Below are 14,162 nucleotides of genomic sequence, written 5' to 3'. Positions count from 1 at the left end.
AGGACGTTCGCGCTGCAAAATAGTCCTCGCCGGCTGCGTACGATCGGCGCGGTGACTACAGCGCGATTCAAGGATCTGTGTATCGATGCAACGAATCTCGAGGCAATGGTGACCTTCTGGTCCGCAACCATCGGACTCGGTGTCGTTCGTACGGGCTCGCCCGACATCGTGAAGCTCAGCGGGGTCGAGCCCACACAGACAATCTGGGTCAATCGGGTACCGGAGTTCAAGGCAGTCAAGAATCGTGTCCATCTGGACGTGCACGTGACAACGACCGAACTGCCCGGTGCCAAACCAGTTTCCGCCCAAGGTGACTTCGGCTGGCGCGTGATGGCCGATCCCGACGGAGGGGAGTTCTGCGCCTTCGTCCGGCCGGAAGTCGGCCCCTACAGGATGTACGAACTGGTGGTCGACGCTCTCGACGCGAAGACTCTGGCCGGCTGGTGGGCACAGGTACTCGGCGGAACGACGGAGGGCAGCGAGGAAGGCTGGCACGCGATCGAGGGCGCTGCCGGAGTGCCGTTCGAGTCGATGGTCTTCGCCCAGGTTCCCGAAGCCAAGACCGGCAAGAACCGTGTCCACTGGGACATCGAGGTCGACTTCGTCGACGCGATCGCCGAATTGGAATCACTCGGCGCACGGGTGCTCCGGCGACCGGACTCGGACATCGAATGGACCGTCATGGCGGACCCGGAGGGCAACGAGTTCTGTGTGTTCGTGACTGCCTGAGTCACCTGTAGTCGTCCAGAGGGGTTCCCCATTGCATCGACCGTCCGCTCGCGTCGGTGCGGAAGGGGCCCGGTTCGACAATGGTGACCCCGATACCGAGATGACGCACCTCCGCGGCGAGAGCCTCCGAAAAGCCTTCGAACGCGAATTGGTGGCAGGCTGAGGCAATGGTCGATACGAGTGCGGGAATCCTGTTGTATCGCGTCGGTGTCGACGGTCCGGATGTCCTGATCGCTCACCCCGGCGGACCGTTCTGGGCGCGTAAGGACGAGGGAGCCTGGTCGATCGTCAAAGGGTTGATCACCGATGGCGAAGACCCCTGGACGGCGGCTCAGCGGGAATTTCGAGAGGAAGTCGGCAGCGATGTGCCGGCCGGAGAACACATCGAACTCGGCACCGTCACACAGCGCGGCGGAAAGATCGTCACCGCGTTCGGCGTCGAGGCCGATCTGGATGTCTCGAATGCGGTGAGCAACACATTCGAGATCGAGTGGCCCCCGAAATCCGGCCTCATGAAGTCGTTTCCCGAGGTCGACCGCGTCGAGTGGTTCCCGCTGGCGCAGGCGAGAACGAAGCTGCTCGCCTCCCAGCACCCCTTTCTGGACGCACTGGAGGCCGTTGTCGCAGCGCCGTAGTTTCGGCGCGGGTTCCCGGGGTATCCACCGGCCGGAAATGACGAGGGTCGCGGATGCAGGGTGGGAAATTGATCATGACGCCTACGGGTACGGCAGGCGCAACTGCTCACGCGGAGACTGCTCTCGTGGAGACCGTATGGGGCGGCCGAGTAGTGGCATCGGCGTTCGTGGTCTTGTCCACCGGACTGTCGTGGGTCTTTGTCGCAACGGCAATGATCGGACAGTGACCGAGGATCGGTCGGCCGATACTGCTCGGCGACAACGACGAAGGACGGCACAGTGACCGACGGCATTGCCTCTGCAACTCCACCAGCGACAGAGGTACCCGCGCGGGCCTGGAAAGCGCTCGTGGTTCTGCTGCTGGGTATGTTCATGGCCCTGCTGGACACCACCATCGTGAACGTGGCACTACCGACGATCAGCACCACGCTGGAGGCGTCGGAATCGGTTCTGTCGTGGATCATCTCGGGGTACGCCCTCGCCTTCGGATTGGCTCTCATACCGGCTGGCAAGGTGGGCGACCGGATCGGCCACAAGTGGGTGTTCTTCACCGGTCTCGCCCTCTTCACCGTCGCGAGCTTCGCGTGTGGTCTGGCTCAGGATGATCTGCAACTGGTCGTCGCGCGAGTCGTTCAGGGCTTGGCAGGCGGCATGTTCGTGCCTGCCGTCACCGCGTTCATCCAACTGTTGTTCCCAGGGCCGGTGCGGGGCAAGGCATTCGCCATCATGGGTGCGGTCATCGGAGTGTCGACTGCGCTCGGTCCCATCGTCGGCGGTCTGATCATCCAGGCTTTCGGCGACGAGAACGGCTGGCGACTCGTCTTCTGGGTCAACCTGCCGATCGGAATCGTCGGTCTCGTCGCGGCTGCGGTACTGCTCCCAGGCAAGACCGATGCCGAACCGGCAGCGCGCCCCGGAATCGACTGGCTCGGACTGATACTCATCTCCGCAGGTCTCATCGCACTGCTGGTTCCGCTGATCGAGGGCCAGGAATTGGGCTGGCCCATGTGGACGTACCTGACGATCGCCGCGGGTGTCGGTCTCATCGCGTTGTTCGGCTGGTGGGAAGTGATTCGGACCGGCCGTGGACAGAATCCGTTGGTGCCACCTCGATTGTTCACCCGTCCGGCCTTCACCGGAGGCGTGATCCTCGCGCTCGTCTACTTCGCCGCCTTCACGAGCATCTTCTTCACAATCTCGCTGCTGTGGCAGACCGGACTCGGAAACACGGCCCTGGCATCGGGACTGGTGTCCATACCGTTCGCGATCGGCAGCATAATCGCGGCCTCGCAGAGCAACAGGCTGACGATCCGTCTCGGTCGCACCGTCCTGATACTCGGCGCGTCGCTCGTCTCGATCGGGCTGATCTGGCTGTGGTTCATCCTCGCGACCAGCTCGGCCGACACGATCTCGCACTGGACGCTGATGGTTCCACTGTTCATCGCGGGTCTCGGCAACGGCGCGTTCATCGCACCCAACGCCCAGTTCATCGTCGCCACCGTCGATCGCGACGACGCGGGAGCAGCGAGCGGGGTCATCTCCACCATGCAGCGCGTCGGCTCGGCGATCGGTATCGCCGTCATCGGCAGCGTGCTGTTCGGATCTCTGAACATCACCGGCCCCGACACCGTCGGATCCGGCTTTCTGCACGGCGCGGCGATGGCGATGGCCGTGAGTGCAGCGTTCAGTGTGGTCGCACTGGCGTTGGTGTTCGCGCTCCCCAAGAAGGTCCAGAGCGGGCACTGAGCGCAACGCTCAGGAGGACAAGCCCTTGCTGTGCCGATCGACGACGGTTGCTGCGAGGTCGGCAATCTTGACGTTCAGGTCCTGAGAAGACTTACGCAGTAGGGCGAACGCCTCGTCGCCGGACACATCGTGCAGAGCCATGATCAGGCCGATCGCCTTGCCGATCTCACGGTTGCTCTCGAGCCCGTCACGCAGAGTGGACGCCTCCTGACCGTTCATGACCGCAGCAACGGTGACCGCCGTGAATGCCGTCAGAATGATCGCCTTGCTCGCACTGTCGGTGTCGAACACACCTGGCTTGTCCGTGAACAAATTGAGCGCGCCGACCTTCTGATCGTCCACGTTGAGCCGAAATCCCATGGCACCTCGCACCGGCGTGCGGTTCAACACACCGCGAGCCATCGCGGGCCACTGGGTGGGTGTTCGGAAGTCGGCTTCGAGCTGCGCTGCCTCGCTGGTGATCGCGTCCAGGCAGGGGCCTTCGCCGGTAGCGCGCTCGATATCGTCGACGATGCGCGCGATATCGTCCGAGGCGGCGACGGTGACGGGCTTTCCGTGGCGCATCAGCATCAGGCTCGCGTGATCGCAGTGGGGAACGATCAGCACCGCGGCGTTGCAGATCGCAGTGTAGATCGCCTCGGCGCTGCTGCCTCGATACACGATGTCGGCCAGAGCGGCGAACACTGTAGCCGGATCCGTCGACGGGCCGTCGTGCTGCGTGACTTCGTTCACTTGGCTACTCCCGTCCAGTGTCGGTGTTCGAGCGACCGGCACTCGAAGTGAACCAACCGTACCGCCACGGGATGGGGTGTTCGAACATGCGGGTACCGGCAGTAGCCTCAGGTCGTGAGCGATGCGCAAGGATCCACCGGTTTCGAGTACGGCCACGACGGTCCGAAGTCGATCGTCGTAGGGGTCGACGGTTCCGATTCCTCCTGGCGCGCGGCTGCCTATGCGGCAGGACTCGCTCGTAGGCAGCGGTCGCTGCTGGTGCTGGTGTACGTGCAGCCCATTGCGACGGCGTCGTGGGGCCAGGCCGGCATTTCACTCGTCGAAACCGGCCAGCAGATCGCCGACGAGTTGCTCGACTACGTCCGAACCTCTGCTGCACGATTCGGGGATCGGGAGCACGTGCGGTGGGAGTTCCGGACCGCGCAGGGTGACCCGTACAACGGGCTGATCGCCGTGGCAGAGCAATTACGCACCGACGCGGTCGTCGTGGGAGCGTCCGAGAACGCGGGGCATCGAATCGCCGGTTCGGTGGCGGTGCGGTTGGTCAAAGCGGGCCGCTGGCCGGTGACCGTGGTGCCCTGAACGATCCGAAATCGAGCCTGTCTGCCGTCCGCCCTGTAAAAATAGGCAGTCACCTCGTCGGATGCGAGGCGCACGTGGTGCCGTTCTCGAGGATCCGAGGAGTTCCATGGCTGGGCTGTCGCGTCGACAATTCATAGCTCGTGTAGGGGCTCTGGCGGCGGCGTGGGGAATCGCGCCCCACGTGCTGGGCCAGGCTCTCGTTGCGCACGCCCAGCCTGTGGAGGCGGACGGGACCGGGACACTCGCGCAGACGATCCTGCGAACCTCGACCGGGCCGGGGAAGTACCGCGTGCTCGCTGCCGGTCCGGGGGAGCCGTATGTTGCTCGCCTGGACGTTCTCGGACGAGCGCCGAGTCCGTCGAGGGCGCAGTCGCGACGATCGTTGCTCTACCTCGGGCACCTCTCGGACATGCACGTCATCGATGCGCAGTCGCCCGGACGCATCGAGCCCATGATCGTGTCCGACCACGCCGCCTGGGGATCGGCGTTCCATCCGCAGGATCCGCTGACCGTGCACGTCACCGCGGCGATGGTGAAGGCTTTCGCGAACGCTCGGATCAGCCCGGTCACCGGCGCACCGATGGGGGCGGCGGTGGTCACCGGAGACAGCGCCGACATGCATTCACATCTCGAACTGCGCTGGTACATCGATGTTCTCGACGGCGTTCCGGTTCGGCCTACGAGCGGGGCCGCAGATGTCTTCGAGGGTGTCCAGGCGTGGCCGGAGGCGCAGTGGGCCTATAGGCCCGGTGATCCGTCGGGCGGGTCGTTCGGCGACTACGGATTCCCGACGCTTCCCGACCTCCTCGACCAGGCGATGTCGGGCACCGTGGAATCGGTGGGGCTGCCGGTGCCGTGGTATTCGGTGTACGGCAACCACGACACTCTGTTGCTCGGGACATTCGATCTGTCCTCGCAACTGCACGCGCTCGCCGTCGGGGGTCGCAAGGCGTACACCCTCGAGGCGACGGCTACGTCGGCTCTGGCCGGCTACGCGTCGACGGCCAGTCCGCTACAGCGAATGGTCGATGCTCTGGGCGTCGGATCCGGTGCGCGACCGGGGTTTCGCGCAGTCTCGGCCGATCCGTCGCGATACCTGTTCGAACAACGCGAGTTCATGCAGGAGCACTTCGAGACCACGCCGACACCGGGTCCGATCGGTCACGGCTTCACCCAACACAACCTCGATTCGGGCGAGACCTGGTGGACGGCAGACCCCACCCCGAACATCCGCACGTTCGGTCTCGACACCTGCAACGCTGTCGCCGGGCCCGACGGTGCGGTGCCGGAGAACCAATTCGAGTGGCTCACCCAGCAATTGGAGCGGGCGCAGGCCGAGAACAAGCTCGTACTGATCTACACGCACCACAACAGCCTCACACTGGAGAACCGAGCACAGAGGCCGGGGCAATCCGTGAAGCTCTACGGCGCAGACGAATTCATCGATCTGCTGCTGAAGTATCCGGTGGTGATCGGCTGGCTCAACGGCCACACCCACCAGAATCAGATTCTGGCGCACTCGCGAGACGGACGAGGATTCTGGGAGATCACGACCGCGTCGTGCATCGATTTCCCGCAGCAGCAGCAAGTGGTCGAGATCGTCGACAACCGGGACGGAACCCTGTCGCTGTTCACCACGGTCCTCGACCACGCATCTCCGGTCACGCCGGGAAACAGCGGAAGCTACCTGGATCTGGCGTCGCGTAGCCGAGAGTTGGCGGCCAACGACTGGGCCGAGAATCCACTGATGCGTCGAGGATCGCGCCTGGACCGCAACACCGAACTGCTCCTTCCGGCTCCGTTCGACCTGAGCACCATCACCGACGCTGCGCTCGAGCAACAACACCTCGACGAGCACGCGAGACTGATCGCCTACGAGACGAGGCAGGGCCGATGAACGGTAGTCACAGAGTGGCTCTGCTGGTGTCTGCGATCGTCGTGGCGTGCGCGGGTTGCTCGCAGACCGCAGCGCTCGCCCCGGTCGGCGGTGCCGAGCTCGGAAATCTGCGCTACGCCGTCAACGACGTTCTGTTGGAGAAGGGAATCGAGATACTGGTCGCGCCGGTGTGCTCGGGTACCGGGGCCGATACCGAATGTGCCGGGGAGACAACCGACAACGAGGCGATTTCCGGTTCGGCCACGTCGGACGACGCGAGCACCGTCGAGGTGAAGGTCGGTACGGAGGTTCTCTATTCGGGATCCGTGCAGGATGTGCTCGATCGCAACTCGACGGTCGGTGCGCCGTGAGAGGGGTCGGTGTTCTTGCCCTCGTGGCGGTCGTGTCGGCTCTGGTTCAGGCGCTGACAGTCCTGGGCGATCCCGTACCCACGTCTTCTGTCGGGTTTGCGGCACTGCTTTTGGCTTCTGTTGCCGCGGTGGTACTCGCCCTGTGGATCACCGCATCGACGGCACTCGATGTGGTGGACAGCAATGCGCGCGGTGCGCTGAGTCGGGCATGGAGACGGCCGCGTGTCCTGGTGTGGTGCGTGGCGTTGACCGGGGTGGCCGTTGCGCTGGCAATTCTTTTCCCGCTGCTCCCGATCATCGTCATTCTGGTTGCGCTGCTGATACTTCCGGGCGTGGCCGACGGGCAACGGCATCCGTTCCGCGCGGCGTCGGCTACGGTCCGGCAGTCCCCGGGGCGGTGCGCGGTCGCGGCTTTCGTCACGATTCTGGCCTTCGTCCTCGCTTGGGTCGTGGCACTGGTTCTGGGTTTCTTCGTCACCGGCGTGGTGGCGGCGTTCCTCACGTGGGTGTGGTTCGGGGCGAATGCTGCTGTGCTGTTGGTGTATTGGTCGCGGTTGTATCGTCGGGCGGTCCGCTACGAAGTGGAGTCCGCCGTCGCCGAGCGGCGGTAGCCGTCGGGTGAGACGTCGATGACACGTTCGATCGCCACGTACCCCACGTCGCGGGCGATCTTCGAGATCGGTTCGCTGACCGCCCTGGATCCTTCAGAATCCGACATCCGACGGTGGATCATGTCGAATACACGATCGCTCGACGGGACACTCGAAGGCTGCGTGTCGGTTGCCGAGCTCATCGCTCCCGCACGCGATGTGCCTTGTTCCGATACATCGCGGTGTCGGCCCGATGAATGAGCGTCGCGGCTGAATCGGTGGGTCGTCGTCTTGCCTCACCGGTGCTTATCGATACACGCTCACGCCCATCGATTCCAAGGGGGTGCGTTGCTGCCTCTGCCGCCGCTGCGATGTAGTCGTGTAGGTATCGCTGTTCGTCGAACTGCCAGACGAAGCCTCGGTCAGTCCACACGGATGGGCGGGAAGCGATCAGGAACTCATCACCCGCATACCGGCAGACGATTCTGTCGTCGTGCGACAGGGCGTGAAGACGGTCGGCGATCGCGGACAGGACTGCGTCTCCGGCGGCATGGCCGTAGCCGTCGTTGACCTGCTTGAAATGATCGACATCGGCAAACATCACCATTACTTCGTCGCCGGCTGCAAGCCAATCGTCGATGACCGAGACTGCAACGTTGCGACGGTACAGCCCGGTCAGGTCGTCGCGTTCTGCGAGCTCCCGCCACGTTCGTGCCTCACTGACAATAGGATTCGCAAGATCCAGGGCAACGACGATGAGAGGCACGCCGTCGATCACCGCGAGTCCGGTATGCGTCCAGCACGACACCGACACGTCGTCGTCTTGGTGGAGGCGTCGCATCGCGGAGACCGGCGTTTGCGACGATTCCCCTGTTCGAGCGAAGTTGCTCAGTAGATCCTCTGATACGGCCCGGATCGCCGCATGCTCCGTTGGGTGCACGAAGGCAAAGACATCGCGGGTGTCGCTGTATGTGCGGGATAGGTTCGCAGACGTTCGGCACGCGGTGTTGACGGCCAGGATGTTAAAACTGGTGTCGTGAACGAGCGCGGGAAGTGGGATAGCGGCGACGATCTGCTGCGCGGTAGCGATCTGTGGCACACCCTCGCTTCCCCGTGCCTCCACGTTGCCCAGGGTAAACCGACGGGAATTGCTGCGAACAAAAATGCTACCGGTCAGTAAGCAACGCCACACACGGCAAGAACATGCCTCACGAGACGCGGGCTCGTCGAGTGCGCCGAAATACGGTCGACGATGTCACTCTGGAACTTATCCGACCATCCTCGGCTGTCGGGATCGCACCGTGTAGAATCCGCGATCCTGCGCCGACGACAAATGGTCTGTTCTTCGACAAGTCGAACCACAGTGGTCAACCGGGAAACCAACGGCGATTCTCGGGCGTCCGAGCTGGTTGCGGCTTCTGAGGCTCGCGGACATGACAGGCATGTCAACCGGGTGTGGAGGTGCTGAGATACTATTCGAATAATTCGCACCTCTGTAAAACCCTGTCTGACCTGCAGAAACGCATTGCGGAAGATCCCGGTCGGCCACCAGAAACCGGCAAACGTCACATAAATCATCGTGTTCACCTGGATTCGTCGGACAAGAAGCGGCTAGTCGAGCGCTACGCCGCTGGTGCTTCGACCAACGCACTCGTCGACGAGTTCCGTGTCTCGAAGAAGACCATCCTGGCACTGCTGCGTGAGCACAAAGCCGAGGTTCGCCGCCAGCCGTTGTCGGACGTGGCGGTTGCGCAGATCTGCGAGCTCTACGTCGAGGACAGGAAGTCCATTGCGGCCGTAGCTCAGCTGACGGGTGTGCCACGGTCAACTGTTCGCAACACACTGCTCAGGAAGCAGGTGGTACTTCGGGGTCGTCACGATCGATAGGAAATTCGCGCTTGAATTCCTCGAAGTCGATGGGCTGTAGTCCTTGTCTCGCCAGTTCCTCGTCCTTGAGCTGGCGGACGAGCTCTCGCATCGCTTTCTTCATGGAGTCCATGTCGATCTCGGGTTTGACGACGGCCTTCACGGTGACACGCCGGTCGGCTTTACTGCGCCTCTTTGACGAACCTGCTGCAGCCACGAGTACCCGAGCGCCTGCATGCTTGAGTGCGTGGTACTCGTCGTAGAACCGAGGCATGATCTTGCCGGCACGCTGGGGGAGTGACGGATCAGCTTCTGTCTTCTCCTTGCGGTACTGCCGCAGCTCGGTGTCGTTCATCTTCTTGGTTGGAGCGAAGTAGGCATGCAGATCCCACTGCTCCCGTGGTGTGAAGTTCCCGTACACAACCATGTGATGTTGCCACGCGTCCCAGAGGAACGATCTGTGTTCGCGGTATTTGTTGTGGGTGAGGCGAGGCATCTGCACTTATTATGAAGCGCACTGCGAAGAACGTAAAGTCGTGAAATAAGATCTGGGTATCCTAAAATCACTGCTCTGGTGCCCTGCTGATGAGTACTGTTAATCCAAGTGAGTGAACGTGGAGCTAACTGCTGTAATCCTCGGGCGCGATACACGCACATGCCTCAGATCGGCTGCGACAAGCATGTGGGGCGCATTGTGCAGGTATGACGCTTGTGCTAATGACAGAGATGTTGTTTGGTTATGCGTTCTCGGGTATAATTATGCCAAATAGGTTAACAGGCCATTCGATAAAAGTTGATTTGGCTGGGAGGAGGTTCAGCATGGCTACTTTGGCAGGACGTTTCGACGACGCTCTCACAACGATTGAGCCCGATGACGACAAGGCGAATGCAGCAACGGCTCACGCAGAGGTGCGCGACGTGCTTGAGGCCGACGAAGGTCTAGCTAAACTAGGCATAGATCCCGTTCTGATCGGATCGTATGCACGTCAAGTCTCGATTAAGCATGTGAAGGATGTTGACGTTTTTGCGCGTTTGACCGACGCAGATGACACCCTGGCTCCAGGTATGATTCTCGACTCTTTCGAGAATGTTCTAATCGAAGAATATGGTGAAGATCGTGTCGAGAAGCAGTATCGATCGATCAAAGTCGACTTTCCCGATTTTGATCTGACCGTTGACGCTGTACCTGCAAGGGCATGCGGAGAAAACTGGGAAATTCCAAACAAGCCCGAAGACGTCGAGCGCGCGCAGTGGGTTGAAACAAACCCTCTGAAGTTGAATGATCTGACGACTGAGAAGAACGGCGAGTTCCTTCTAAATGGAGAAGGCATATATGTACCGATCGTGAAGCTTATTCGTCAGGTCCGTCGAACATGGCTTGAGGATCAGCCGGGCGGCTTGTTCTTTGAACTGATGACCTACTGGTTCTCTGAAAATGAGAAGCCATCAGCCACTTCTATCGCTGAGTACCTTACACTCACACTTGATGGTATCGCCGAGATGTTACCGTCGGTAGCTGCAGATGGTCTTGACGACCCGACACTTCCTGGCGAAAAAATCTCTACCAAGGCGACTGACGAAGATCTTGAGAATGCGCAAGAGAGAATTCGAGAAGCCGCCGACCTGGCCGCTGACGCGCTAGCGGATGAGGATAATTGCAGTTCTGCGGTGAAATGGCGCAAGCTACTGGGCGAAACGTCTGATGGCGATTATGTATTCGATCTTCCTAGTTACTGCAATGAAGACGGTAGCCGAAAGAATCTAGCTTCCGTGACAAGCGGTGCGGCGAGGGTGCCAGCAGGAGATGATCGATACGCCTAGCCAAGATCACCTTGCAGCGTTGGCTGAGGAGCAAGACTCTTTTAGGGATGCACTGGTAAAACTTGGCTTCTCTGATGATGGCAAGACGCTTCGCGGGTCTGTGCCATGGACAGACGAGAGCGGCAACTCGCATGATGCGCATGTATCAGTTGTCATTCCGGACTCTTTCCCGTTCGCGCCACCGCTTGTGACGATAATGGACGTAGATGCATGGTTTACTCCGACCTTCCATATCGAGCGGAACGGTCAACTGTGTCTATGGACGAACGACATTCCAGTTCATGATGCTCCATGGAGAGACCCTAGCCAGTGCATTGACAAGATAAGTGGATGGTTCACATCGACAGCTAATGGTTGGCCAGATGATGAAGACGCTGACCTTGAACGCTATTTGCCGGGCTCAGATGACTTTGTTTCTTATGAAGACACTTTGCTGAAGAACGGGAAGTATTATCGCTTAACTAAGAACGCACTTGGAGTAATACGCGTCGATAGTGAGCTCCCGTGGATCCCCAGCATCAATCGGATAAAACAGCGGGGTGTTCGACGCCGCGAACGTAATCTGCTCTGGGTGCTGGACGTAGGAATTATTTCGCGGCCCATCTCAAACTGGTCGGAATTGCAGCGCTTGGCCGGCAATCAACTGGAAACGCTGCGTGCCATCGTGCAGAGAGGAGACCTCGGTTTTGTACTCGTTCGGTATCAGCGGGGATCTCGCCGTGCAGCGATCGTCGTCTCCTTGAGTCGTGGTCCAGACGGAATAGTGTTGAAGTCTTGCGAAAGCGCTGACACTGGCGTGGCAACGCGAACACTTCGCACTGGCATACAAGCCCATACGTATGAGAATAAATCAGTTGCCATCGTGGGCTGCGGTGCAGTCGGCTCATATATTGCTGAATTGATATTCCGCTCGGGCATTCGACACATAACTCTTATTGATCCGGAACGGTATCGACCAGGGAACGTTATCCGTCATACGGCGGATAACAAGTATGTTGGCGTGTCTAAAGCCAGCGCAGTCCATGCAAAACTGAACACTGTCGGGATTCCGGTCGATGCTGTGTCTGCGGTGAATGCCAGGGTGAGCACCCCAGAATATGCGCTAGAACTTGCATCGTCGCACGACCTAGTGGTGGATGCTACTGCTGACGGTAGAGCGACCGCACTTCTTCGATGGGCGTCGGAGACTCAGGACAAGGCGTTAGTTTCAGCTTGTGTGCAACGTGAGGGTGCGATTGTACGGGTAGATCGATTTCCGCTTGAGGATGGCGAGAGTCATCTCGATCCTCTCAACACTACTGGCGGAGAAGTGGTTGCGTACGAACAAGGTTGCGGGAGTCCAGTGTCGATGACGCCTCCTCTGTCCGTCGTGAGAGCGGCTAGCATCGCATGCCAGGTTGTACTAGATGAGCTGAATCGATACCAGACACTGCCTGCGACAATCGTTGACGTACTTAAGCCGCAACCGGAGTCGCCCTATCAGCGCATTGGAACGGTTACTTCAGCATGAGGATATTCTCGGGTAGATCGAAGAACCCTCCTATAGGGATTCGGGTAAGCCGATCTGCGTCCAGAAGAATTCACAGTGCCGCTCGGCTGGCCGATCCTCGTGAGACTGGTGGCCTGCTTCTCGGTTGGTGGCAGGACGGTTCGATTGTGATCGATTCTGTAATCGTGCTTGCCGACAACGGTGCCACGGGGACTAGCTGGACTCGGTACGAAGACCAAGCTCAAGAGCGACTCGACACGGTGCTGGACGTCAACGGAGATCCGTACCTCGGTTACGTAGGTGACTGGCACTCGCATCCTGCACCCGTAGGGGCGTCGCATACAGATCTGCGTTCCCTGACCCGTTCCTCGAAGCAGTATCAGCATCCACTCGCACTACTGATACGGCTATCAGACGGGACTCTACGACCCTATGTCGCCAAGCGGGGAAAGCTGAGACCTGCATATCTCGCTAGTTCTGCTGATAGTACTTCTGAAGATCTATAGCCGGCGGGTTCCCCATGGCCTGCAGTTGCGATACGAGACCTACAAAGAAGCTTATGAGCGATGACTCACTACTACTTATATCGATAATCGATTCGCCTGCTTCATCGCGTGTGATAAAGAAAGAGCCATCGTTGAGCGAACACCCGAAGTCGAGCGGTGCATTTTTTGATGCCTCTGCTATCGCACTTTTGAATGGCTTTCCCAGCGCGGGAGACCAGTCGGACTTTGTTGTGACAACTCCGGCAAGGATCTGCTTCGTATCTGCTTTAGTTGCGATAGTGCTATTCATCTGCCTGATCGGTGCGCTTGTCCGCTTGAGTGACCGAACAGATTTAGCTTTGTCACTTGCGTACTCGATGTGAGTCTTATTTAGAGACTGTTTGGTTTCGATTGCGGCAAAAACGCTCTCGGCCGGTACGTACAGAACGCCGTTATAGTCAAAGACTATTGGAGAGTAGTATCGGTCGTAAATGATAATGTCGATATAGTCACTTTCGGTGCCCTCATGATCGATTACAACTCCCGTAGCGACCTGGTATCTGTTAGGGAGGTGCCCTGAAAGCATGTCCCTCCAGGCAAGCTCTGAATTGTCACCTTTCGCTACAGGGTGTCCATGTATCGAACTAACGCCAAGCGCGGTCGCTAGCAGTTCCTGATGCTTCGAGAAGAGCTGGTGAAGTATGTTACTTTCGGTCATATCTTAATTCTATCACTGATGGCAAAGCGGAGAAATGCTAGTTGAAAATTTTGGCGACTTGCCCGCCTGTACTCGCTGCACTACTCAGGTGTTTTAGTTGCTGCTCATAATGCATAATTTCGGTATTCGAATGCGCATCATGTGTTGACGGCGATACAACACCACCGGTACATCTCACAGAGGTGGCAAAAACCTGTTTTGGGTGTACCGGTGAACGCATTAATCGGTGTTCGCGAATCAGTTGACTGGGATTGGAACGTCGGCCATTGCTTCAGTTTAAGGCCCGGAAATCGACACAGAGGCCGCACCGGTAAATGCTAACCCTAGTTACCTCCGGTTACCCTCCGGACGTATTTGCTAAGTACTTCGCCTGCACCGGCGGTAGCACCGCTAGGTCTGAAGATCGAGACTAGCTGTGGCACCACGCTGGTGTTGGTGACTTCGGCGGTTGTTACGGAAATCGCCGTCGGCCGGTGGCTCCCCGCGAGATGCTTGGAGCAGTGGGGGCCATCGGAGGTAGCG

The 14,162-nt window shown here is 59.6% G+C and carries 16 protein-coding genes; 11 read left to right on the top strand and 5 right to left on the bottom strand.

Annotated features, from left to right (window positions below):
• Positions 1 to 51: 51 nt before the first annotated feature.
• The 4 genes from CH271_RS26575 to CH271_RS26565 all read left to right on the top strand — a co-directional run bounded on the left by CH271_RS26575 (position 52) and on the right by CH271_RS26565 (position 3,110).
• The gene (locus CH271_RS26575; protein WP_143546130.1) at positions 52 to 729 is read left to right on the top strand and encodes a VOC family protein; all 678 of its coding nucleotides are present in this window, start codon (positions 52 to 54) and stop codon (positions 727 to 729) included.
• A 167-nt stretch (positions 730 to 896) separates the two neighbouring features.
• Positions 897 to 1,364 carry an NUDIX domain-containing protein gene (locus CH271_RS26570; protein WP_094635523.1) on the top strand — a complete coding sequence of 156 codons (468 nt, stop codon included), beginning with the start codon at positions 897 to 899 and terminating at the stop codon, positions 1,362 to 1,364.
• 74 nt (positions 1,365 to 1,438) lie between these two features.
• Positions 1,439 to 1,591 carry a hypothetical protein gene (locus CH271_RS29050; protein ID WP_155292937.1) on the top strand — a complete coding sequence of 51 codons (153 nt, stop codon included), beginning with the start codon at positions 1,439 to 1,441 and terminating at the stop codon, positions 1,589 to 1,591.
• Between the two features lie 52 nt (positions 1,592 to 1,643).
• Positions 1,644 to 3,110 carry a DHA2 family efflux MFS transporter permease subunit gene (locus CH271_RS26565; RefSeq protein ID WP_037193009.1) on the top strand — a complete coding sequence of 489 codons (1,467 nt, stop codon included), beginning with the start codon at positions 1,644 to 1,646 and terminating at the stop codon, positions 3,108 to 3,110.
• Between the two features lie 9 nt (positions 3,111 to 3,119).
• Here CH271_RS26565 and CH271_RS26560 read toward each other — a convergent pair whose 3' ends face one another.
• Positions 3,120 to 3,842 (bottom strand): ANTAR domain-containing protein, encoded by a 723-nt coding sequence (locus CH271_RS26560; RefSeq protein WP_037193008.1) that lies wholly within the window; start codon positions 3,840 to 3,842, stop codon positions 3,120 to 3,122.
• 114 nt (positions 3,843 to 3,956) lie between these two features.
• On the opposite strand from CH271_RS26560, the gene CH271_RS26555 reads away from it, so the two are divergent.
• The 4 genes from CH271_RS26555 (at position 3,957) to CH271_RS26540 (ending at position 7,282) form a co-directional block, all read left to right on the top strand.
• A complete protein-coding gene (locus CH271_RS26555) occupies positions 3,957 to 4,424 on the top strand; it encodes a universal stress protein (RefSeq protein WP_037193006.1) in 468 nt (155 codons plus the stop codon).
• Between the two features lie 106 nt (positions 4,425 to 4,530).
• On the top strand, positions 4,531 to 6,321 hold the full coding sequence (locus CH271_RS26550) for a TIGR03767 family metallophosphoesterase (protein WP_094635522.1): 1,791 nt from the start codon (positions 4,531 to 4,533) through the stop codon (positions 6,319 to 6,321).
• On the top strand, positions 6,318 to 6,671 hold the full coding sequence (locus tag CH271_RS26545; RefSeq protein WP_143546129.1) for a hypothetical protein: 354 nt from the start codon (positions 6,318 to 6,320) through the stop codon (positions 6,669 to 6,671). Before CH271_RS26550 ends, CH271_RS26545 begins: the two co-directional genes overlap by 4 nt.
• Before the next feature lie 23 nt (positions 6,672 to 6,694).
• The gene (locus CH271_RS26540) at positions 6,695 to 7,282 is read left to right on the top strand and encodes an EI24 domain-containing protein (RefSeq protein WP_143546128.1); all 588 of its coding nucleotides are present in this window, start codon (positions 6,695 to 6,697) and stop codon (positions 7,280 to 7,282) included.
• Here the strand turns inward: CH271_RS26540 and CH271_RS29045 are convergent.
• The 3 genes from CH271_RS29045 to CH271_RS26520 all read right to left on the bottom strand — a co-directional run bounded on the left by CH271_RS29045 (position 7,246) and on the right by CH271_RS26520 (position 9,623).
• Positions 7,246 to 7,389, bottom strand: a complete 144-nt coding sequence (locus CH271_RS29045) for a hypothetical protein (RefSeq protein ID WP_179274626.1) — start codon at positions 7,387 to 7,389, stop codon at positions 7,246 to 7,248. The two genes, CH271_RS26540 and CH271_RS29045, sit on opposite strands and share 37 nt — an antisense overlap.
• Before the next feature lie 71 nt (positions 7,390 to 7,460).
• Complete coding sequence (locus CH271_RS26530; RefSeq protein ID WP_094635518.1) at positions 7,461 to 8,384, bottom strand: sensor domain-containing diguanylate cyclase; 924 nt, start codon at positions 8,382 to 8,384, stop codon at positions 7,461 to 7,463.
• Between the two features lie 723 nt (positions 8,385 to 9,107).
• Entirely contained in the window at positions 9,108 to 9,623 is a 516-nt protein-coding gene (locus CH271_RS26520; protein ID WP_143546127.1) for a hypothetical protein, read from the bottom strand.
• 323 nt (positions 9,624 to 9,946) lie between these two features.
• Here CH271_RS26520 and CH271_RS26515 point away from each other — a divergent pair, with 323 nt between their 5' ends.
• Genes CH271_RS26515 through CH271_RS29680 form a run of 3 tightly spaced genes read left to right on the top strand, consistent with a single transcriptional unit; the run spans position 9,947 to position 12,943 of the window.
• On the top strand, positions 9,947 to 10,948 hold the full coding sequence (locus CH271_RS26515; RefSeq protein WP_143546126.1) for a nucleotidyltransferase domain-containing protein: 1,002 nt from the start codon (positions 9,947 to 9,949) through the stop codon (positions 10,946 to 10,948).
• Complete coding sequence (locus tag CH271_RS26510; protein ID WP_143546125.1) at positions 10,932 to 12,458, top strand: ThiF family adenylyltransferase; 1,527 nt, start codon at positions 10,932 to 10,934, stop codon at positions 12,456 to 12,458. The genes CH271_RS26515 and CH271_RS26510 overlap by 17 nt, the downstream gene beginning before the upstream one ends.
• A complete protein-coding gene (locus CH271_RS29680) occupies positions 12,455 to 12,943 on the top strand; it encodes a Mov34/MPN/PAD-1 family protein (protein WP_094635513.1) in 489 nt (162 codons plus the stop codon). The genes CH271_RS26510 and CH271_RS29680 overlap by 4 nt, the downstream gene beginning before the upstream one ends.
• Here the strand turns inward: CH271_RS29680 and CH271_RS28585 are convergent.
• Positions 12,909 to 13,640, bottom strand: coding sequence for a DUF6602 domain-containing protein (locus CH271_RS28585; protein WP_143546124.1), 732 nt, complete (start codon positions 13,638 to 13,640; stop codon positions 12,909 to 12,911). The two genes, CH271_RS29680 and CH271_RS28585, sit on opposite strands and share 35 nt — an antisense overlap.
• Positions 13,641 to 14,162: the final 522 nt, after the last annotated feature.

Source organism: Rhodococcus sp. 05-340-2 (assembly GCF_002258915.1).
Taxonomy (GTDB): domain Bacteria; phylum Actinomycetota; class Actinomycetes; order Mycobacteriales; family Mycobacteriaceae; genus Rhodococcoides.
This window is presented reverse-complemented; position numbering and strand designations above follow the sequence as displayed.

Bases quoted from the DNA above. Each gene is read 5' to 3' on its own strand.
- CH271_RS26515 (WP_143546126.1), top strand. From the start codon at position 9,947: ATGGCTACTTTGGCAGGACGTTTCGACGACGCTCTCACAACGATTGAG.
- CH271_RS29050 (WP_155292937.1), top strand. From the start codon at position 1,439: ATGACGCCTACGGGTACGGCAGGCGCAACTGCTCACGCGGAGACTGCT.
- CH271_RS26520 (WP_143546127.1), bottom strand. From the start codon at position 9,623: ATGCCTCGCCTCACCCACAACAAATACCGCGAACACAGATCGTTCCTC.
- CH271_RS29680 (WP_094635513.1), top strand. From the start codon at position 12,455: ATGAGGATATTCTCGGGTAGATCGAAGAACCCTCCTATAGGGATTCGG.
- CH271_RS26545 (WP_143546129.1), top strand. From the start codon at position 6,318: ATGAACGGTAGTCACAGAGTGGCTCTGCTGGTGTCTGCGATCGTCGTG.
- CH271_RS26550 (WP_094635522.1), top strand. From the start codon at position 4,531: ATGGCTGGGCTGTCGCGTCGACAATTCATAGCTCGTGTAGGGGCTCTG.
- CH271_RS26570 (WP_094635523.1), top strand. From the start codon at position 897: ATGGTCGATACGAGTGCGGGAATCCTGTTGTATCGCGTCGGTGTCGAC.
- CH271_RS26510 (WP_143546125.1), top strand. From the start codon at position 10,932: ATGATCGATACGCCTAGCCAAGATCACCTTGCAGCGTTGGCTGAGGAG.
- CH271_RS29045 (WP_179274626.1), bottom strand. From the start codon at position 7,389: ATGTCGGATTCTGAAGGATCCAGGGCGGTCAGCGAACCGATCTCGAAG.
- CH271_RS28585 (WP_143546124.1), bottom strand. From the start codon at position 13,640: ATGACCGAAAGTAACATACTTCACCAGCTCTTCTCGAAGCATCAGGAA.